This is a genomic window from Microbacterium sp. NPDC076895 (assembly GCF_040687115.1).
In the GTDB taxonomy this organism is placed as follows: Bacteria; Actinomycetota; Actinomycetes; order Actinomycetales; family Microbacteriaceae; genus Microbacterium.
This window is the reverse complement of record NZ_JBFBMQ010000019.1, coordinates 1-20,320: the sequence shown is the minus strand read 5'-3', so window position 1 is coordinate 20,320 and position 20,320 is coordinate 1. Positions and strand designations below refer to the sequence as shown.

At 64.5% G+C, this 20,320-nt stretch carries 20 protein-coding genes; 15 read left to right on the top strand and 5 right to left on the bottom strand.

Features of this window, described 5'->3' with window-relative positions; genetic code table 11:
- Positions 1–128 precede the first annotated feature (128 nt).
- The 11 genes from AB0O89_RS13805 (at position 129) to AB0O89_RS13755 (ending at position 11,199) form a co-directional block, all read left to right on the top strand.
- Positions 129–1,049: an ABC transporter gene (locus AB0O89_RS13805; protein WP_228177332.1), complete on the top strand. Its 921-nt coding sequence runs from the start codon at positions 129–131 to the stop codon at positions 1,047–1,049.
- Between the two features lie 47 nt (positions 1,050–1,096).
- Positions 1,097–1,555 (top strand): hypothetical protein, encoded by a 459-nt coding sequence (locus tag AB0O89_RS13800; protein ID WP_292734392.1) that lies wholly within the window; start codon positions 1,097–1,099, stop codon positions 1,553–1,555.
- Positions 1,556–1,622: 67 nt separating this feature from the next.
- On the top strand, positions 1,623–2,279 hold the full coding sequence (locus AB0O89_RS13795; RefSeq protein ID WP_228177330.1) for a spermidine/putrescine ABC transporter substrate-binding protein: 657 nt from the start codon (positions 1,623–1,625) through the stop codon (positions 2,277–2,279).
- 57 nt (positions 2,280–2,336) lie between these two features.
- On the top strand, positions 2,337–3,770 hold the full coding sequence (locus tag AB0O89_RS13790; RefSeq protein WP_363498681.1) for a DUF5684 domain-containing protein: 1,434 nt from the start codon (positions 2,337–2,339) through the stop codon (positions 3,768–3,770).
- Positions 3,771–4,028: 258 nt separating this feature from the next.
- Entirely contained in the window at positions 4,029–4,397 is a 369-nt protein-coding gene (gene rpsL / locus AB0O89_RS13785) for a 30S ribosomal protein S12 (RefSeq protein WP_013584051.1), read from the top strand.
- A 5-nt stretch (positions 4,398–4,402) separates the two neighbouring features.
- On the top strand, positions 4,403–4,873 hold the full coding sequence (gene rpsG, locus AB0O89_RS13780; RefSeq protein ID WP_228177328.1) for a 30S ribosomal protein S7: 471 nt from the start codon (positions 4,403–4,405) through the stop codon (positions 4,871–4,873).
- Between the two features lie 83 nt (positions 4,874–4,956).
- Positions 4,957–7,071, top strand: coding sequence for an elongation factor G (fusA, locus tag AB0O89_RS13775; RefSeq protein WP_363498677.1), 2,115 nt, complete (start codon positions 4,957–4,959; stop codon positions 7,069–7,071).
- Positions 7,072–7,232: 161 nt separating this feature from the next.
- Complete coding sequence (tuf, locus tag AB0O89_RS13770) at positions 7,233–8,426, top strand: elongation factor Tu (RefSeq protein ID WP_363498674.1); 1,194 nt, start codon at positions 7,233–7,235, stop codon at positions 8,424–8,426.
- A 116-nt stretch (positions 8,427–8,542) separates the two neighbouring features.
- Positions 8,543–9,079 (top strand): VanZ family protein, encoded by a 537-nt coding sequence (locus AB0O89_RS13765; RefSeq protein ID WP_363498671.1) that lies wholly within the window; start codon positions 8,543–8,545, stop codon positions 9,077–9,079.
- A 10-nt stretch (positions 9,080–9,089) separates the two neighbouring features.
- Positions 9,090–10,235, top strand: coding sequence for a glycosyltransferase (locus AB0O89_RS13760; protein WP_363498668.1), 1,146 nt, complete (start codon positions 9,090–9,092; stop codon positions 10,233–10,235).
- Positions 10,228–11,199, top strand: a complete 972-nt coding sequence (locus AB0O89_RS13755) for a glycosyltransferase family 1 protein (protein WP_363498665.1) — start codon at positions 10,228–10,230, stop codon at positions 11,197–11,199. Before AB0O89_RS13760 ends, AB0O89_RS13755 begins: the two co-directional genes overlap by 8 nt.
- 7 nt (positions 11,200–11,206) lie before the next feature.
- Here AB0O89_RS13755 and AB0O89_RS13750 read toward each other — a convergent pair whose 3' ends face one another.
- The 4 genes from AB0O89_RS13750 to AB0O89_RS13735 all read right to left on the bottom strand — a co-directional run bounded on the left by AB0O89_RS13750 (position 11,207) and on the right by AB0O89_RS13735 (position 15,555).
- Positions 11,207–12,271, bottom strand: a complete 1,065-nt coding sequence (locus AB0O89_RS13750) for a glycosyltransferase (RefSeq protein ID WP_363498662.1) — start codon at positions 12,269–12,271, stop codon at positions 11,207–11,209.
- A 5-nt stretch (positions 12,272–12,276) separates the two neighbouring features.
- Positions 12,277–13,350: a polysaccharide pyruvyl transferase family protein gene (locus tag AB0O89_RS13745; RefSeq protein WP_363498659.1), complete on the bottom strand. Its 1,074-nt coding sequence runs from the start codon at positions 13,348–13,350 to the stop codon at positions 12,277–12,279.
- 94 nt (positions 13,351–13,444) lie between these two features.
- Complete coding sequence (cysC, locus tag AB0O89_RS13740) at positions 13,445–14,605, bottom strand: adenylyl-sulfate kinase (RefSeq protein ID WP_363498656.1); 1,161 nt, start codon at positions 14,603–14,605, stop codon at positions 13,445–13,447.
- Positions 14,606–14,613: 8 nt separating this feature from the next.
- Positions 14,614–15,555 (bottom strand): sulfite exporter TauE/SafE family protein, encoded by a 942-nt coding sequence (locus AB0O89_RS13735; RefSeq protein ID WP_363498653.1) that lies wholly within the window; start codon positions 15,553–15,555, stop codon positions 14,614–14,616.
- A 125-nt stretch (positions 15,556–15,680) separates the two neighbouring features.
- Between AB0O89_RS13735 and AB0O89_RS13730 the strand changes: the two genes are divergently transcribed.
- The 3 genes from AB0O89_RS13730 to cysN are packed head-to-tail and all read left to right on the top strand — an operon-like array spanning position 15,681 to position 18,633.
- Positions 15,681–16,457 (top strand): 3'(2'),5'-bisphosphate nucleotidase CysQ, encoded by a 777-nt coding sequence (locus AB0O89_RS13730; RefSeq protein ID WP_363498650.1) that lies wholly within the window; start codon positions 15,681–15,683, stop codon positions 16,455–16,457.
- Positions 16,454–17,380, top strand: coding sequence for a sulfate adenylyltransferase subunit CysD (cysD, locus tag AB0O89_RS13725; protein ID WP_363498647.1), 927 nt, complete (start codon positions 16,454–16,456; stop codon positions 17,378–17,380). Before AB0O89_RS13730 ends, cysD begins: the two co-directional genes overlap by 4 nt.
- A 2-nt stretch (positions 17,381–17,382) precedes the next feature.
- A complete protein-coding gene (cysN, locus tag AB0O89_RS13720; protein ID WP_363498644.1) occupies positions 17,383–18,633 on the top strand; it encodes a sulfate adenylyltransferase subunit CysN in 1,251 nt (416 codons plus the stop codon).
- Between the two features lie 139 nt (positions 18,634–18,772).
- On the opposite strand, the gene AB0O89_RS13715 is transcribed toward cysN, so the two are convergent.
- The gene (locus AB0O89_RS13715) at positions 18,773–19,795 is read right to left on the bottom strand and encodes a hypothetical protein (RefSeq protein ID WP_363498641.1); all 1,023 of its coding nucleotides are present in this window, start codon (positions 19,793–19,795) and stop codon (positions 18,773–18,775) included.
- Positions 19,796–19,986: 191 nt separating this feature from the next.
- Here AB0O89_RS13715 and AB0O89_RS13710 point away from each other — a divergent pair, with 191 nt between their 5' ends.
- Entirely contained in the window at positions 19,987–20,241 is a 255-nt protein-coding gene (locus AB0O89_RS13710; protein WP_363498638.1) for a hypothetical protein, read from the top strand.
- The last annotated feature ends 79 nt before the right edge of the window (positions 20,242–20,320 follow it).

The following is a 20,320-nucleotide window of genomic DNA, read 5'->3' as shown; positions in this document are numbered from 1 at the left end:
CGAGAGCCCGGATGCCTCGGGGGCGTCACCGAGAATCGATATCGGCGTCCGTACGGCCTCGTTCCGCGGATCTGAACCCGGGTCGGGGTAGTCTGCGAGCCGAGGATCTACCTCGGGAGGAGTTTCGCATGAGTGACGACAAGCCCACGCCCGGCGAGCCCGTGGAGGAACCGGTCGGCGAGCCCGTCGCCGAGGAGCCGCCCGTCGATGACGTTGTCGGCAGCGCGCGCGAGAGCCTCGCGGATGCCGAAGCCGCTGGGTCGGCAACGCCCGAGGCTGATGCACCTCCCGCCGAGCCCGTGGTCGTTGAACCCGTCGTGGTCGAGCCTGTGGCAGAGCCGACGAGCGTCGAACCCGAGGCCGAGCCCGTTGTTGTCGAATCCGCGCCAGCGGAGGCGGCAGCCCCCACCGAAGCATACGAGGCCACCGTTGTCGCACCCGTGGTGACGGCGAGCGAGCCGGGCGTGGGACCCTACGGTGCGCAGCCGATCTTCGTTCAGGCGCCTGAGGCTCCGCGTCCTCGCGGCAACCGTGCCGCTGCGGGCGCGATCGGCCTGCTCGCGGCGCTCTCGTTCGGAGTTCTCTACCTCGCCGTCTGGGTCGGTCTTGGCCTCATCGACGGATCCGTGACCGTGGGCAGCATCGGCACCGCGCTGCTTGCGGCGCTGGGGACCTGGGCCCTGTGGGTGCCGGTCGTTGTGTTCTTCGTCGCGTTCTGGTTGCTTGGTGCGATCATCAACCGCGGCCGCTGGGCGGCGTGGGTGATCTTCGGTCTCATCGTCGGGGTCGCGGCCTACGGGGGGCACCTGCTGGGGCAGCTGTTCCAGGCGCCGTTCTGGAACCTCACGGCCGCGGAGGGCGCAGAGCTGGTCGAAGGCCAGCTGTTGGCTCCGTTGGCTATCGCTGCCTTCATCATCGGCCGTGAGCTCACGATCTGGTTCGGTTCGTGGGTTGCCGCGCGCGGCAAGCGGATGACCGAGCTCAACGTCGAGGCGCGCCGTGAGTATGAGCGCACTCTCGAGGCGGGTCCGCAGCTGCACCAGTACTAAGGCGCGGTGGGAGCACCCGTGACGGTGGCTCGGAGCGCGTCCAGCTCATGAGCCGGTCGCGGAGGGCAGCAGCAACGGCGGCGGGAGCCGTGCTGTTCGCGGCGGTGCTCATCGCAGCGTTCGGTATCGTCAGCCTGCTCCTGGACGAGGACGTCATCGTCACGCCGGGCCTGGGTCAGGCGCCGGGCATCATCGCCGTCGGCGCTTCGCTCGCGGCGGTGGCGGCGACGATCTGGGCGCGGATGCTGTCCCCAGGCATCTGGGGAACGCTGTTGTGGAGCGGCCTTGCCGGCTTCCTCGGTTACCTCGCGGGGCTGGGTGTGGCATCCGTGTGCGCGTCGGCGGATGTCGCCCGTGCGCTCTCCGCCGTCGGGCGCGCAGCAACCACTTGGCCGGGTCTGGTCGTGATCGCAGCGGCGATCCTGGCAGCGGCGATGGCTCTGGCAGTCGTGCGCGGCGCCGATGAAAACGCCCGGTGGCCGTGGGAACGAGAGGACGACGAGTGAGCGCCTCGACACGCGCAGTCTGCGACGGAGCCTCGGCGGACGAGGGCTCCGGCGCTACCGTAGAGGTGTGGAGCGCTCGCTCGAGACGGAGGTGAGCCAGGCAGTCGATGCCTGGCTGCGCTGGCTTCCGCGCTGGGAACCCGCGACCCACCGCGGGCGGGTGGCGCCGTGTCGACGGTGCTTCGGGTCACCAATCCTGTCGGCGGCGGGTCTTGGCTCCGATGTGCCGCACGGTGTGCAGCACGGCCTGTCGACCCGCATCAAGACGATCGTCGACCATGCGGTTGCCGATTACACGGCACAGAACCTCCCGATGCTGCAGGCGGAACTCGATCAGCAGGCTGCCCGTAACCGCGCCCGCAGCTACCGGCCGGCAGAAGGCCTTGAACCCGAGTTCGAGGGTCTGCCGCTGGACCCTGATCCGGTTCCCGGTGCTCCGTTCCTGTTCACGATCTCGGGTCTTGCCGACGAGGCGGACGCCGATGTTCCGGCGCTTCCGCCCCTGAGCCCCGAGGCGAAGGCGGCGCTGCGCCAAGAGGTCGGGCTGGCCGACGACTATGCCAACATGATCGGGCGGGATGTCTGCACGATCCTGCTCCATCATCGACTGCGCATCCAACAGGGAGTCAGCCAGTACGTCGAGCCGCAGATCACGGCGATGCTCGACGATCTCGCCCGGTCGCTGGACGCGCCCTTCGATCCCCGTGACGCCGTCGGGGAGTGATGGCTCTACGGTGACCGGACGCGTCGTCGCGCATGGCTGCGGCCTAGGGTGGATGCCATGACCGACGGCACAGCGGTGAGTCAGGCGTTGATTCTGTTGATCCCCGTCTCGGTGACGATGATCGCCCTCTACGTCTGGTGCGCCCTCGCGCTGGGTGCCGTCTTCGCGAAGTCCGGTGAGCCGCGCTGGAAGGCGTGGGTCCCGTTCGTGAACATCGCCGCACTTCTCGTCCTGGGGGGAATCCCGGGATGGTGGGTCCTGTTGGTGCTGGTTCCCGGGTTCGGTGGTGTCGCCGTCTGGATCCTCATGATCGTCGCCGCTCACCGCGTCGGGCTCTCCTTCGGGTACGGGGGAGGGATGACGGTGCTGGCTGCGCTCCTGTTCCCAGTGTGGGCCACGATCCTCGGTTTCGGATCGGCGCGGTGGATCGGGCGGGAAGGTCGTCGGCGCCGCGGCACGGGACCCGACACCGGCGTCTTCAGCGGCTCGGACGCGGGCGCGAAAGCGTCGTCGGCGCCCCCGCCCCCGCCTGCACCACCCGCGCTCTCACCGTTCGCTCCACCGCCCCCGGAGCCCGCAGCATCCGAGACGGCCGCTGGACCCGCGACGCCCGCGGCGGAACCGCGCGCCGACGAGGCGTGGGACATGCTGTCGGCGTTCACAGAGGCCGAGCAGAGCCCGCCTGCCGCGGCTGCCCGGAACGACGTCGCCTCGGAGCGCGGACCCGACCACGACGCAGTCCCGGCTGTCCCTGACACCGTCGAGCCATCCGAACCGTTCGCGCCGCCCGCGCGTGCTGCGCGACCCCCCGAGACCGGTGCTACGGGCCTGGCGCCGGCGGCCGACGCCGATGCCCCGGGCCGTATGCAGGCGGGGGAGCCGATCGATGACGTGACGGATGCCGTTCCCGGCGCACCGGCGCCGGTTTCGGCGGTCAGCGGTCGGTCGCCATATGAGGACGCGCCCCTGTTCCCGCCGGTTGCCGACGGCGAACACTGGGCGACGGGGCCGGACGCAGAGCCCTTCCCCGAGACCTCGGGTGCAGTTTCGGCGATCGTCGGTTCCCCGGTGGCGGGATCGCCGCGAATGGCGCGATCGGCGGTGTCATCATCCGCTGACGCCGACGGTGACTTCGACGCGACGCTGCTGGCCCACCGCAATCGTCAGCGGTGGTCGCTCGTGACGGCGGCGGGCGACGAGTTCGAGTTGCGCGCGCAGGTCGTCATCCTCGGGCGGCGCCCGTCACCCGACCCTGCTCACTCAGGCGCGCAGCTCGTGGCACTCGATGACGTCACGGTCTCCAAGACACACGCTCGGTTGGAGTTGCGCGGCGAACAGTGGCACGTCGTCGATCTCGGGTCCACGAACGGCGTCGTTGTGATTTCGGTCACGGGGAGCGAGCTCGAACTCGCTCCCGGAGGGGAAGCTCCGGCCGGGGAACGGATGCTGCTCGGCGACCTCGAGTTGCGACTGGTCCGCGCGTCGCGTTGACAGCAGGGTCGAGAATGGTCTGCGTTTGACCGACCTCCGAAAACCCGCGTATCATTGATCGGGTGTGCGCCTGCGCGCCACTTGTGCTGCGCCTCGGTGTGTCGCAAGGCAAGCGCGGTCCGCACATCAGGGAACGGCCTGCGAACAGGCCACCCCCACGGCATATCCACCACACGACTCGCGACAGACTTCTGGCGCGCCGGTGGATCTGTGGTGAAACCACGAGCTGTCACCGTGCAGCACAACCAAGGAGAAAACGTGCCAACCATTCAGCAGTTGGTTCGAAAGGGACGGTCGCCCAAGGTCAGCAAGACCAAGGCCCCCGCACTGAAGTCGAACCCGCAGCAGGCCGGGGTCTGCACCCGCGTCTACACCACCACCCCCAAGAAGCCGAACTCGGCGATGCGCAAGGTCGCTCGTGTGAAGCTGCGTAACGGCACCGAGGTGACCGCCTACATCCCCGGTGAGGGCCACAACCTGCAGGAGCACTCGCTCGTGCTGGTGCGCGGCGGCCGTGTGAAGGACCTTCCCGGTGTGCGCTACAAGATCGTCCGTGGCGCCCTGGACACCCAGGCTGTCAAGAACCGCAAGCAGGCCCGTAGTCGCTACGGCGCGAAGAAGGGCTGAGAAAAATGCCTCGTAAGGGTCCCGCCCCCAAGCGCCCCGTCGTCAACGACCCGGTCTACGGTGCTCCGATCGTCACCCAGCTGGTCAACAAGATCCTCGTCGACGGCAAGAAGTCGCTCGCCGAGTCGATCGTGTACGGCGCCCTGTCGGGTGTCGAGTCCAAGAACGGCCAGGACGCTGTTGCCACGCTCAAGAAGGCGCTCGACAACGTGCGCCCCACCCTTGAGGTCAAGAGCCGCCGCGTCGGTGGTTCCACCTACCAGGTTCCCGTTGAGGTCAAGCCGCACCGTGCGAACACCCTCGCGCTGCGCTGGCTTGTCAGCTACGCGAAGGGTCGTCGTGAGAAGACGATGACCGAGCGCCTGCAGAACGAAATCCTGGATGCCTCGAACGGCCTCGGTGCCGCGGTCAAGCGCCGCGAAGACACCCACAAGATGGCCGAGTCGAACCGCGCATTCGCCCACTACCGCTGGTAACACCCCTCCGCCGTTCCCGCAGGCCACGAACCTGCGGGAACGGCAGAGTCCGCGACATCCCTCACCACACGTAAGGACATCCTGTGGCACAAGAAGTGCTCACCGACCTGAACAAGGTCCGCAACATCGGCATCATGGCTCACATCGACGCCGGCAAGACGACGACGACCGAGCGCATCCTCTTCTACACGGGTGTCAACCACAAGATCGGCGAAACTCACGACGGCGCTGCCACCACCGACTGGATGGAGCAGGAGCAGGAGCGCGGGATCACGATCACCTCCGCGGCAGTGACCTGCTTCTGGGAGGGCAACCAGATCAACATCATCGACACGCCGGGTCACGTCGACTTCACCGTCGAGGTGGAGCGCTCGCTGCGCGTCCTCGATGGCGCAGTCGCCGTCTTCGACGGCAAGGAGGGTGTTGAGCCCCAGTCCGAGACGGTGTGGCGTCAGGCCGACAAGTACAACGTCCCCCGCATCTGCTTCGTCAACAAGATGGACAAGCTCGGCGCGGACTTCTACTTCACTGTCGACACGATCGTCAGCCGCCTCAAGGCCAAGCCGCTCGTGCTGCAGATCCCGATCGGGGTCGAGAATGACTTCGTCGGCGTCATCGACCTCATCTACAAGCGTGCGCTGGTTTGGCCTGGTGACGCCAAGGGTGACGTGACGATGGGCGCGAAGTACGAGATCCAGGAGATCCCTGCCGACCTCGTCGAGAAGGCCGAGGAGTACCGCGCGAAGCTGCTCGAGGCCGTCGCCGAGACTGACGACGAGCTGCTGGAGAAGTACTTCGGTGGCGAGGAGCTCACCCCCGAAGAGATCAAGGGTGCTGTTCGCAAGCTCACGATCGCCGGTGAGGCCTACCCGGTGCTGTGTGGTTCGGCGTTCAAGAACCGCGGTGTGCAGCCGATGCTCGACGCCGTCGTGGACTACCTGCCCTCGCCCCTGGACGTTCCCTCGATCGAGGCTCACGACCCCAAGGACGAAGAGAAGATCATCGAGCGTCACGCCGACCGCGAGGAGCCGTTCGCTGCTCTCGCGTTCAAGGTCGTTTCGCACCCGTTCTTCGGACGCCTGACCTACATCCGCGTGTACTCCGGTCACCTCGACTCCGGTTCTGCCGTCGTCAACTCGACGAAGGGCAAGAAGGAGCGCGTCGGGAAGATCTTCCAGATGCACGCGAACAAGGAGAACCCGGTCGAGTCGGTCACCGCTGGTCACATCTACGCGGTCATCGGCCTGAAGGACACGACGACCGGTGACACCCTGTCGGATGCCGACAACCAGGTCGTCCTCGAGTCGATGACGTTCCCGGAGCCGGTTATCGAGGTCGCCATCGAGCCCAAGACGAAGGCCGACCAGGAGAAGCTGGGTCTCGCGATCCAGAAGCTCGCCGAAGAGGACCCCACGTTCCGCGTCGAGCAGAACTCGGAGACGGGTCAGACCGTCATCAAGGGGATGGGCGAGCTTCACCTCGACATCCTCGTTGACCGCATGAAGCGCGAGTTCAAGGTCGAGGCCAACGTCGGCAAGCCGCAGGTGGCCTACCGCGAGACGATCCGCAAGGCCGTCGAGCGTCACGACTACACGCACAAGAAGCAGACCGGTGGATCGGGTCAGTTCGCGAAGATCCAGTTTGCGCTCGAGCCCCTCGAGGTCACTGCCGAGAAGATCTACGAGTTCGAGAACAAGGTCACCGGTGGCCGCATCCCGCGCGAGTACATCGAGCCGACCAACCAGGGCTTCCAGGATGCAATGAACGTCGGTGTGCTCGCGGGCTACCCGATGGTCGGCATCAAGGCGATCCTCATGGATGGCGCGTCGCACGACGTCGACTCGTCCGAAATGGCGTTCAAGATCGCCGGTTCGATGGGCTTCAAGGAGGCCATCCGCAAGGCGAGCCCCGTCATCCTCGAGCCGCTCATGGCGGTCGAGGTGCGTACTCCCGAGGAGTACATGGGTGACGTCATCGGTGACCTGAACTCGCGTCGCGGCCAGATCCAGTCGATGGAGGATGCCGCGGGCGTCAAGGTCGTCCGTGCCCTGGTTCCCCTCTCGGAGATGTTCGGCTACATCGGTGACCTGCGCTCGAAGACCTCGGGTCGTGCGGTCTACTCGATGGAGTTCGACAGCTACGCGGAGGTCCCCAAGGCTGTCGCCGACGAAATCGTCCAGAAGAACAAGGGCGAGTAATCGCCCACGGATGCCGCACCCGCGGCATCCGGTTCTTCGGGGTTACAACTTCACACCAGAAACACACACACCCTCTCGCCTAGACTGAGAGACATCCCCGTAGAGTGCCGGTCGCAATCCAGCGCCCGGAGCTTCTACATGACCGTCCTGAGGAGGACCCAGTGGCTAAGGCCAAGTTCGAGCGGACCAAGCCGCACGTGAACATCGGAACGATCGGTCACGTTGACCACGGCAAGACGACGCTCACCGCGGCGATCTCGAAGGTGCTCGCCGACAAGTACCCGTCGGCCACCAACGTGCAGCGTGACTTCGCGTCGATCGACTCGGCTCCCGAGGAGCGTCAGCGCGGTATCACGATCAACATCTCGCACGTTGAGTACGAGACCCCCAAGCGTCACTACGCACACGTTGACGCCCCGGGTCACGCCGACTACATCAAGAACATGATCACCGGTGCTGCCCAGATGGACGGCGCGATCCTCGTGGTTGCCGCCACCGACGGCCCGATGGCTCAGACCCGTGAGCACGTTCTGCTCGCCAAGCAGGTTGGTGTTCCCTACCTGCTGGTCGCGCTGAACAAGGCTGACATGGTCGACGACGAGGAGATCCTGGAGCTCGTCGAGCTCGAGGTCCGCGAGCTGCTCTCGAGCCAGGACTTCGACGGTGACAACGCTCCGGTCGTGCGCGTCTCGGGCCTGAAGGCTCTCGAGGGCGACGAGAAGTGGACCGAGGCGATCGTCGAGCTCATGAACGCTGTCGACGAGTCGATCCCCGACCCGGTGCGTGACAAGGACAAGCCGTTCCTCATGCCCATCGAAGATGTCTTCACGATCACCGGTCGTGGCACCGTCGTCACGGGCCGCGCCGAGCGTGGCACGCTCGCGATCAACTCCGAGGTCGAGATCGTCGGCATCCGCCCGACGCAGAAGACCACGGTCACCGGTATCGAGATGTTCCACAAGCAGCTCGACGAGGCGTGGGCCGGTGAGAACTGTGGTCTGCTTCTTCGTGGCACCAAGCGCGAGGACGTGGAGCGCGGCCAGGTCGTCGTGAAGCCCGGTTCGGTTACCCCTCACACCAACTTCGAGGGCACCGCGTACATCCTGTCCAAGGACGAGGGTGGCCGTCACAACCCGTTCTTCACGAACTACCGCCCGCAGTTCTACTTCCGCACCACCGACGTGACCGGCGTCATCACCCTCCCCGAGGGCACTGAGATGGTCATGCCCGGTGACACCACCGACATGACGGTCGAGCTGATCCAGCCGATCGCCATGGAAGAGGGTCTCGGCTTCGCGATCCGTGAGGGTGGCCGCACCGTCGGCGCCGGCACGGTCACGAAGATCCTGAAGTAATCTTCGGCGTCTGACGAACGAGGGGTCGTCCGCTTCGGCGGGCGGCCCCTCGTTCGCGCGGAGCAGACGCTTGGCCTGTGGGCACTACGATCGAGGAACTTCACGAACGGAGAACGATGGATGCTCAGTCTGATGCTGCTTTCCCCGTCTTCGTAGAGCAGCCGCCGCCGCGTTCCCACGCGCGTCTGATCATCTCGATTGTCGGACTCGCGCTCTATGCAGGAGTTGTTCTGCTAGCAACGATGTGGCCGACGCCGCTGGATCGCGGCTATTCGGAGTCCATTGATCGCGTTCTCGAGGTTTTGCACCGCAACGGGGTGCCGACGTGGTTCGGATACAGCAAGTTCGAGTTCACCGCGAACATCGCGATGTTCTTCCCGCTCGGGTTCCTTCTTTCGCTTGCCCTGCCACGGCGGGTGTGGTGGGTTGCCCTTGTTCTGCTTCCTCTCTTCTCGGGAACGATTGAGCTGTTGCAGGCAACGTTTCTCGCGGAGCGATTCGCGTCGGTGTTCGACGTCATCGCAAACACGTTGGGGGGCTACCTTGGCTCAGCTGTCGCTCTGGTCGTCCGCGCCATTGTGCGTGCACGCGACGAGACCGTGCTCGCGCGTGCGCTGTGGGAGGCGGGGGTGCGTCGGTATCCCGCTCCGTAGGATGGGATCCGTGCCCGGCATCTTGGTTCATGAGTGGCTGTCTCGCTACGGTGGCTCGGAGAACGTCTTCGATGCGTTGTCTCGCGCGTATCCCGGTGCGGAACGGTTTTGCCTCTGGAATGACAGTGGCGATCGCTTCTCGGGGGTGCAGGAATCGGTGTTGGCCCGCACGCCTTTGCGTCGAAGCAAGGCGGCGGCTCTGCCGTTCATGCCGATCGTGTGGCGGCATCTCCCGGCCCGGGATGCGGAGTGGGTGCTGTGCAGCAGTCATGTCTTCGCCCATCACGCGCGTTTTGCTGGCACCGCGCGCGAAGCTCCGAAACTCGTATATGCACACACTCCCGCGAGGTACGTCTGGGCGCCGGAACACGATGGGCGGGGGGGCGGCGGAGCCGCTCGCGCGGTGTCAGCCCTCGTGAAACCACTCGACAGGCGCCGGGCCGCTGAACCTGTCGCCATCGCTGCGAACAGTCGCTTCGTTGCTGCGCGTATCGCGGACGCGTGGGATCGGGAGGCCTCAGTCATCTATCCGCCGGTCGACGTGGCGGGTTTCAGGGCAACCGAGAGGCAGCTGACTGCTCGGGAGGAGTCGCTTGTCTCCTCACTGCCGCAGCCGTATCTGCTCGGGGTGTCGCGCTTTGTGCCTTATAAGAGGCTGGAGCGCGTCATCGCTGCGGGTGTTGCCGCGGGGCTCCCGGTTGTGCTGGCTGGCGGAGGTTCCGACGAGGGACGATTGCGAGCGCTGGCGCAAGACAGCGGCATCCGCGTGGCGTTCGTTCGCGACCCGTCGCGTGACCTGCTTGCCGAGCTATACCGTCGCGCGCTCGCGCTTGTCTTCCCCGCGATCGAGGACTTTGGCATTATGCCGGTTGAGGCGATGGCATCGGGTACACCGGTCATCGCCGGGCGTATCGGCGGAACGTCCGAGTCCGTCGTCGATGGCGTGACGGGTGCACTCGTGGACGAGTGGAGTGCACCGGAGATGCTCGAGGCTGTCGAACGCGCGGCGCGAGCGGATGCTGCAGCATGTGTGGCTCGTGCTGCTGAATTCGACGAATCGACATTCCGGGCGAGAATCACGGGGTGGGTTGCGGAGTACGGCAGCGGCTCAGCGCCGGCATCCATGGGTGCATCGGGCGAAGGTCGACATGGGTGAACTGCTCGTGGACGACCGCTATCGCGGCGCTCACGGGATCGGTCGCTACGCTGCCGAGGTGCTTCCGCGGCTGCGCCCGGCCTGGCGCCCGCTCGGTCTAGACGGCACGCCCTCCTCGCCTCGGGACTCTCTACGAGCGGTCCCCGTTGGTGCCGACACCGTGATCTACTCGCCCGGCTATGGCGCGTTCGCGCGGGCACAGAGACAGATCCTGACCGTGCATGACCTGATTCATCTGCGTCAGCCCTTTCCGGCTCGCATGAAGTTCTTGGCGTACTACAACGGTCCGGTTCGACGAGCGATCAAGCACGCGGGAGTCGTCTTGACAGTCTCGGAGACTTCGGCGCAAGAGATTCGCGAATGGATCGACGATGACAATGTCCGTGTCGTTAACGCGGGTAACGGCTGCTCCGCGGCGTTTCGGCCGGGGCTAAAGGCTGGACCCTCGTCGCAGCCCTACATTCTGTTCGTCGGTAACATGCGTAGCCACAAGAACTTCGATGTTGTGTTGCGCGCGCTCGCGCATGCGCCTGACGTGTATGTGAACGCGGTGGTGCCGCGGGGAGAGCGCGCCGAAGCGGAGGGGTCCGCGGCGCGCCGTGGCGTCACAAGCCAGGTGCGCTGGCTTCACGACATCAATGATGATCAGCTGGCCGATCTGTACCGAGGGGCCGCGGCGACCGTGATGCCGTCGACGCTCGAAGGGTTCGGGCTGCCGGCGCTCGAGTCGATCGCGTGTGGGATCCCCGTCCTGTATTGGCGAGGGTGCGCTGCGGTCGCGGAGGTCGTTGCGGATCGGGGCTGGGCACTCTCGTCTGCCCATGACGCGGAAGAATGGGCGGCCGCGTTGAGCACAGCGCTCTCGATGTCGCGGCGGGTACAGCCGCCCGGGATCGCCTACGACTGGGGCCGTACGGCACGGGTCGTGTCTGACGTTCTCGAGAGTGTCCTCCCGACACACTGAACGATGGTCAGCGCGGCCGGTTGAGATCGGCGAGAAAGTCCAGGAAGGCGCGGGTCTTGACCTCCCAGGTCTCGGCGGCCGCCCGTTTTGCTCCGGCCATGTTGGGGGAGGGATACGAGAGCGCCCGGGTGAGCGCGGCGTCCGCGTCGGTGGCATCGTTGTACGTGAAGACCCCGGCTGACTCGTCGGGGCCGATCACGGGTGTGCGGCGGGCTACGACCGAGAGCTCGGCGGCCAGGTACTCGTGGAGCTTCATCGGGCTGCGGCCCGCGTTGCCCGGATTGTCTGAGAGAGGCAGCATTCCCACACGTGCTGAGCGCAGCAGAGCTGGCAGGTTGGCGTAATCCACGGCGCCGACGAGCGAAATGTTGGCGGGAAGCCCTGGCGGGGTAGAGGGTGCGGCCGGGCCAGCCACAACGAAACGCGTCGAGGGCAGGCCCGTAGCCCACCCGATCAGCTGTGCCCAGTCGAGCCGGGAATCGAGCGCGCCAACGTACACGCAGATGTCTTCGCGGGGCGACGCGTGAGGTGAGGAGGCCGCGAAGTGCCGGGCGTCGACGCCATTCTCCAGAACGAGGGTGGGCACGGATAGGGCTCCGAGGCTGGTGAGCACCTCATCCGAGGTGGCGACGACTGCATCCGCCTGGGCAACGACTTGCTCCTGCAGGCGAGCCTTGATCCCGTCGGGATAGGTGTCTGTTGGCCGGTAGATGAGCTGCGGTGCGAGCTGGCGCACCGAGTGGTCCCACAGCAGTGGCTGATCGAGCAGAACGGCGTCGAACGTTGGATCGATGCCCTGCCGAGCGAGTTCCCGGTCCACGCGAAACCGACCGTAAGGGCGGGGAAGCACGGTTCGGGGGACAACGTGCACAACGCCGAAGTCGTCGCGGTGAGCTCCGCGCGGAACAGCATCCAGCTCTGCGCTGCTGACGCGACCGGTCACGCGATGAGCGAAAGAGACCGGAGTCGACAGGTGGACGACGTCGATCCCGATTCTCGCGAACTCGCGGGCGTAGTGGTGGCTGCCCACGCGAAAGGGACCGTAGATGTTGGTGTGGGCCAGAAGGAGCATCCGGCTCATGCTCGTGCCGCCGCTATCGTGGCCCGGACCTCGGCCTCGAGGGTGTCCAGGTGCGCAGCGGCCGCGCGGACCTTCTCGCGTACCTCGTCTGTGCGGAGGGACTGGGCCCGCAGGAATTGGGTCATCGTCGCGATGTCAGACGATGTGGCATCCATCGTCAGACCGGACAGGCCGATCGGCGCGAAAGCTCCAGCAATCTTGCCTGTCGGGCCGGAGACGAGCTCGGTGGGAACCGCACCGCTGAGAGCGGCGAGGATGAGGACGTGCAGGCGGTCGCTGACCACGAGGCGGGCGCCGTCGTAGCGTGCGCGGAGTTGGGCTTCGTGCGCGACTGGGTCCGTGTTCTCCCACGGTTCGTACACGCCGCCGAGGGCGAGAGCGAGCTCGCGTGCGCGAGATTCGTCTTCGCGTACTTGCACGACGGTGCGAATGCGCAGGTCTGCGGCCTGGGCGTAGCCGCGGACCGCCTTGATCCACTCTGCTGGAGGTGAGGGGCGCTTTCCCCGAAGGCTGACGATGAGCTCGTTGCGCTCGTGGTCGGCGAGACCTGGTCGAATACCCGCCGCGAACCCGATGTCGGGAACGACGCGAGTACTGCCGACGAGCTCTGCGCTGGCGGCGTCGCGCCAGAGTGCGATTTGGGAAAGACGCGCGGCGCGGGCATGCAGCCACAGTGCAGGGAAGGTTGGGGCGCGGATGCCGCGAGGCGGCCGCACTACGACACCACGCTTGAGGCGCACGATTGCGGTTTCCGCGAGAAACACCAGTTCGCGCATGACGTTGCCACGGTCGAGTGGCACCTCTCCTGCCTCGAAAACCAGCACGGGGCGGGTGGGGGCGGTGATGAGCAGCCACAGCCAGCGAGCAACGCTGCGCTTCGATCGCAGTACGCGCGTTCCGTTCGAGAGATTCAGTTGCAGCAGCCAGGCGTCCGGCGCATCGCCCACGTACACGACCAGCTCGTCGGAGGTTCCTCGCACCCAGTCCAGTCCACCGCGACGGATGAGGGCGTCCCCGATGTTGCCCGCAGGGCCGGTGAGGGAGACGAACGTGCGGCTCGGGCGAGTCATGTGCACCGGCGCTCGCATCCTGTAGTGATCGTCAACATCGCCTTCGAAGACTATCCGAGCACGCCAGGAGATGCCGGCGAGCAGTTCCGGCCTGCTACGGGCGAGACGGTGTGGCGTCGATCTCTCGGAGACGCGTGATGATCTGCCTCACCGCGTCGGCGGTGGACACTACAGACGCATCGATCACCAGCTCGGCGTCAGTGGGCACTTCGTAGGGATCGCTGATTCCCGTGAACTGGGCGACCTCTCCCGTGCGGGCTTTTGCGTAAAGACCCTTTCGGTCGCGCTGCTCGCACACATCAAGCGGAGTCGAAACGTGCACGAGCAGGAAGCGCCCCGCTGCTTCCGCGCGTTCCCGCATCTCCCTGCGCATCACTTCATAGGGGGCGATGGGAGCGCAAACCGCAATGCCGCCGTGCCGAGCCACGAGCGCTGCAACCCAGCCGATGCGGCGCACATTGAGAACCCGATCGTCGCGGGAGAAGCCGAGGCCTGCCGACAGGATCAGTCGTACTTCATCTCCGTCCAGGAGCGTCGTCGTGCGCCCGTCAGCCTGGGCCAGCTCTTGCACGAGCAGCTTTGCGATCGTCGACTTTCCCGATCCTGAGAGGCCGGTGAGCAAGATCACGCGTCCCGACGCGGATGCGCGAGGAGTGGCCCACAGAGAGACCTCGTCGGCAATGAGATATCGGGCAGCGTCGATGACGAGGTCCTCCCACTCATCGGGATTGCGGTCTCGTTCTGCCGGGGCGGGGAGCACCACGCACGCGCGGCCGACCGAGCGAACCCCCATGACGGCCGCTGCCAGCGCGTGGCTGTCGCCACGGTCAAGGACGGTGACCACCGTGTCAGCGAGGATGCCGGTCCATCCGGGGTCGTCCGCCGCGGGGACATCGCCCGTAATAACGACGGTGCGTGACGCGCGGGTGCGATCCGTTGTCGCGCGCAGTTCGAGGCGATCGCGGTGTCCCAGTTCGCGTTCCGCGAGGACGATCCCGCTGATCCGTTCGCGCGTGAGTAGTGCCGGTGCATCGCCGGCTCCGATCACCGGTCCGCTCTTCACCGGAGCGGGCATCGTCTCCGCGTCTTCTACTTGGAGTTGCGCAATGACGGTGCCTTCCTCATCAGCGAGGCGCACGCACTCTCCCGCCCCCGCCGGCAGAACCAGCGAGACTTGTCCCGACCATGCGCCCGCGAGAGCAAGCTCCACATCGCGGAGCTGCTCAGCTGTCAATGTCGCGGTTGTGATCGGCATCGTGTCGTTCATGAGCGAGTTCGGGGCGGAGGGCTCGTTCGCCTTTCGCGGCGCCGCGTGATCTCTAGGCCATGGGAGCGTCGAAGGGCCATCCATCCAAATGTACCGAGCACCACTGCACTGGCCGCGGCGGCGAGGACGACTACATTGTCGACGTTGAGCATCTTCAGGCCAGATGCGAGGAGCACGACCGCAAGGGCCCGACGCACGTACCCTCCGGGGATCCGCGAAGAGAACTGCGCTCCGATCCATGCGCCGGGGATCGATCCGATCATGAGTGGAATCGCCACGGCCCAGTCCACCGCACCGAACAGCAGATGTCCGAGAGCCGCGGCGATGACGAGTGGAACGGCTTGAACGAGATCGGTGCCGACGAGCTTGTTCATTCCGAGTAGCGGGTAGAGCAACATCAGCGCGATGATGATCAAGGACCCTGAGCCAACGGACGTTAGTCCAACCATGAGGCCACCGATAGCGCCCACGATCACCGTGGGGACTATGCGAACAGTGATCTCCGCGCTATTGCTCCGCTTGGTTGTGGTTCCGTCGCGGCGTTCGCGGGCGCGGTTTCGCATCCCGATGTAGGCGCGAACGAAAATCAGCACTGCGGCGAGCAGAAGGACATAGCCCAGTGTCGTCTTTACGAAGGCCTGCACACCGGCCAAGGGGCCGACCGCCGAGATGATCAGTGACCCGGCGAAGGCGGTCGGTACCGATCCGATCATGAGCCAGAGCACGATCTTCCAGTGCACGGATCCGTAACGGATGTGCACCAGTGAACCGACGGGCTTCATCACCGCCGAAGTGACAAGATCGCTCGACACTGCCGTGAGGGGCGGTACCCCGAAGAACAGCACAAGAGTGGGCGTCATCAGTGCTCCGCCACCCATTCCGGTGAGGCCGACGATGATGCCGATGCCTAACGCCGCAAATACCAGACCCAGGTCCACGACACGACCGTAACAGTTTCGCAAACGGGCACCTACTTGCGCCTGCTTAAGAGCGATCTCGGGCGATACGAACTGCTGCGGTAGTCTCAAAAGATCGTGTCCGACCTGATTGGATATCACCACACGTGAGCTCTCACGAGACTAGCCGTGCCGCTGATTCGCTTCTTGCGCGCACGGTGGCAACGGCGGCAGCCCGGCGTCTGCTGGAGGTGCGAGAGGCGAACGCGAACCTCGATGGTCGCGCCCTGAAGGATCTTGGTGATACAGAGGCGCAGAAGCTGATCGCCGGAATGCTGGCCGAACATGTGCCCGACGACGCCGTTTTGAGCGAGGAGGCCGCTGACAGCGAGGCTCGTCTGCGGTCTAGTCGGGTGTGGATTATCGATCCACTTGACGGCACAAGGGAGTTCAGCGAGGGTCGCGCGGACTGGGCGGTACACGTTGCGCTCGTCATCGATGGCGACCTTGCGGTCGGTGCTGTTGCTTTGGGCGGGCCGGAGGTTGTACTTGTCTCTGAAGACGTCACGACGCACGCGCCCGCGCACGAGGGGCCGATTCGAATCGCGGTGAGTCGGACTCGACCGCCGGTCTTGGTCGAGCACGTCGCCGATGCGCTCGACGCGGAGCTCGTGCCGATGGGATCGGCTGGCGTGAAGATTTCCTCTGTCGTGTCGGGCGCATCCGATGCATACATCCATGGCGGCGGACAGTACGAGTGGGATTCGGCCGCGCCGATCGCTGTCGCGCGCGCTGCGGGTCTCCACACCTCACGCCTCGACGGGTCCACCCTCGTGTACAACCAGCCCAATCCCTACCTGCCGGATCTTGTCGTGTGTCGACCCGAGTTGAAGGACCGCGTTATGGCCGCGGTCTCTGCCGCGCTCGCAGATCAGCCCGAGTGAAAGGAAGCGCCTCGTTGTCTGACTCTCATTACTCGCTGTCTCAGTTGAGACAACTCGAAGCTGAGTCGATCCACATCATCCGAGAAGTGGTAGCGCAGTTGTCGAAGCCTGCGCTGATGTTCTCGGGTGGCAAGGACTCCCTCGTCATGCTGCATCTTGCGATGAAAGCGTTCGCGCCAGCGCGACTGCCCTTTCCGATCGTGCATGTCGACACTGGCCATAACTTCCCCGAGATCTTGACCTTTCGCGACCATTACGTACAGAAGCATGGTCTGAGGTTGATTGTCGGCTCCGTGCAGGAGGCGATCGATCGCGGCCTCGTGAGGGAGGAGCCGAACGGCTCACGTAACCGCATCCAGACGCCAGTCTTGCTGGAGACTGTCGAGAAGAACGGCTTCGATGCGATGCTCGGCGGCGCAAGACGCGACGAGGAGAAGGCTCGCGCGAAGGAACGCGTGTTTTCGTTTCGTGATGAGTTTGGTCAGTGGGATCCGAAGAATCAGCGCCCCGAGATCTGGAACCTCTACAACGGACGCGTGCATCCGGGCGAGTCGATCCGGGTCTTCCCGTTGTCAAACTGGACTGAGCTGGACATCTGGCAGTACATCAAGGAAGACAGCGTAGAGATACCCAGTATCTACTTCGCTAGCGAACGCCAGACGTTCGTGCGGGCAGGAATGGTCTTCGAAGCGAACCAATTCTGCCCGCCGAAGGAAGGCGAAGAGGTGTCTACTCGCATGGTTCGCTACCGCACGGTGGGCGACGCCACCTTGACGGCGGCGGTGGAATCTGACGCAGACACGCTCGACAAGATCATTGAAGAGGTCGCCTCTACTCGCATCACAGAACGCGGCGCCACGCGCGGTGACGACAGAGTGAGCGAGGCTGCAATGGAGGACCGGAAGAAGCAGGGGTACTTCTAGACATGGACATGCTGCGACTTGCGACCGCCGGATCTGTCGACGACGGCAAGAGCACTCTCATCGGTCGGCTGCTGTTCGATTCGAAGTCGATCTTCGAGGACCAGCTCTTGAGCATCGAGGAGACGTCAAAGGGGCGCGGGAATGAGTACGTTGATCTTTCGCTTCTGACTGACGGTCTGCGCGCTGAGCGTGAGCAAGGCATCACGATCGACGTTGCCTACCGGTACTTCGCGACGCCCAAGCGTAAGTTCGTCATCGCGGATACACCAGGCCACGCCCAGTACACGCGCAACATGGTCACGGGCGCGTCGACAGCAGACCTCGCCATTGTGCTCGTTGATGCCCGCAAGGGTGTGCTTGAGCAGAGCCGTCGGCACGCATCGATTGCCTCGCTGCTGCGTGTTCCACACGTGGTACTCGCGGTGAACAAGATGGATCTTGTGGGCTTTGATGAAGAGGTCTTCAATCGAGTCCGCGATGACTTCCTCGACTTCGCCTCGCGGCTGCACATCACGGACATCACGGCCATTCCGATGTCGGCGTTGCGCGGAGATAATGTCGTTACTCGGAGTGAGAACACGCCCTGGTACGACGGTCCCTCGCTGCTCCATCATCTTGAGAATGTCTACATCGGGGCGGACCGCAATCTCCAGGACGTGCGTTTCCCCGTGCAGTACGTGATTCGTCCGCAACAGAGCGATGTGCTCGATTATCGCGGCTACGCCGGCCAGGTCGCTGGCGGGGTGCTGCGAAAGGGCGACGAAGTGATCGTGCTGCCCTCGGGTCTGTCATCGACCATCGCTGCAATTGAGACTGCGGATGGTGAGATCGACGAGGCTTTCCCCCCGATGTCGGTCACGCTGCGTCTCGACGATGAGATCGATATCTCGCGCGGAGATGTGATCGCACGACCAAAGAATCAACCCACTGTTTCGCAGGACATTGATGCGACAATCTGCTGGATGGACGAGACTCCCATGGTCTCCGGCAAGAAGTACGCGGTTCTGCACAACAGTCGTGAAGCTCGATGTGTGGTGAAGGAGATTCAGTACGAACTGGATGTCAATACGCTGCACCGCAAGCAGGACATCACGCAGCTTCCGCTCAATGCGATCGGGCGCGTAACTCTCCGAATGACGACGCCCCTCGTTGTGGACCCTTATGCGCGGAATCGCAACACGGGCGCGTTCGTTTTGATCGACGAGGCGACCAATGCCACGGTGGCCGCATGCACGGTGAACGAGGCGGGATGATGACGAGCCATCGACGCACAACTAAGCGGCATGCTGGCTCGGATTCGGACTTGAGCGATCTGAGTGTCGCTTGATCGTTCCGCCGCTGTGGTGAATGAGCGATCTTGCAGAGGACGTTGGCATCTCCGGTCGGTGTTGCTCAGCGCCGAACCCTGGCTGCGTCGCGCGCGAGGCTACCGACCATGGACCCTGCGATCTCCTCAAAAGTGTGGTGCGGAAGGGGTGGCGGATCAGCCTGCAGAGGAAGCGTCGTATCTGAGAAGAGTTCTGATCGCCCTAGATATTGACGCGCAACGTCGCGATTCCCTGGCTCCGCTGCTTGCAGCACCCGCGCACGTTGTTCGCTCGTCAAGTAGAACTTACCCAGCGCACCGAATGAGGATGCCTGCCGGCGTGCCATGGTCTCAACCCAGTGGCGAACAGGAGCGTTCCATGCCGGCTCGATGCTCGCATTGATCACACGCTTGAACTCGACCAGTTCGCGCGGCACGGTCACGTTGCGTCGACTTCCAAAGGTAAGGGAATCAGAAACAGTCCCACCAACCCACTGGAGAAAATAGCGCTCAAGGGAGGCTCCGTATTCAGCTGCCTCGTAAGGGCGCACGTGAATATTCTCAGATCCGAAAACCGCCCCCCACTCCGCAAGCCGCTGCGCGTAGTCCGCCTGCGGCGCTCTGTCGGCGATGAAGCGTTCAATTGGATCGCGATAGGTACCCGCCATTATGTTCTCGGAATACAGCGATTCGAGGAAGAGGTCCTGCCGGCGCACCATCGCAATGACCGAGACATCGAAGTCGCCGATAGCGTCGCGGACCGCGCGAAGGTAGGCCATCCGCCCCAGGCTCTTCCCTTGTGCGTCTCGCAAGCGATGACGGTAGAGCGGCTCTGCGGAGATGACGACAGTCTCGCCGGGTACGACCCGATCCCGCAACGCGTCGAAATACGCCTTCGCGCGACTGGCTCCCGTACCGTCGCCCGACACGTTGGCGATCGCGTGGGCGATCGCATGGTGCGCGTACTGGTCCCCAAATTGGCCTCCGAGGTCCGTTGGCGGATAGAAGATGCCCTGGGCTCGGAGCGCATCGCGGTTCGAAGCGAAAAAGTGCTGCACGCTGGTGGTGCCGGTCTTATGAGTGCCGATGTGCAGGAGAAGCTTCGACATGAAAAGTGTCCTTATTATCCGAGATTGCACGTTCCCGGCTGGCTGACTCATGCCTACCCGCGCACGCGACATTCTACTTGCTCACTCCGGCACGCTCGTGAGCTCGGGACGACGGCAGGGGCTGAGAGGCGGAGGGTCCGGTTGTTAGGATCGACGATGGCCGTCCGACAACCTGTGGGGAGCGACATGCGATGACCGTATTTTCCGCACAAGGTATGAAGCTTCTCTTTGTTCACGTACCTAAGACCGGCGGCACGTCCGTCGAATACGCGTTTCGCGATCAGGGCTGGGAGCTCAGCTACTGGGATAACCGTCATGACGAGAACATTTATCGAACGTGTCCACCTCAGCACATGCATGCTTCTCTGCTTCGTGAAACCCTCCGGCTCTCTCGTTTCGATGGCATCTTCATGACGGTTCGCGATCCCATGGCGCTTGACCCCTGATCTTGGACACGCTGATTCCAGCACGATGCTGGGGAAGCGAGAATCCAAGGGATGGCTAGGAAGAACTACACGGACGAGT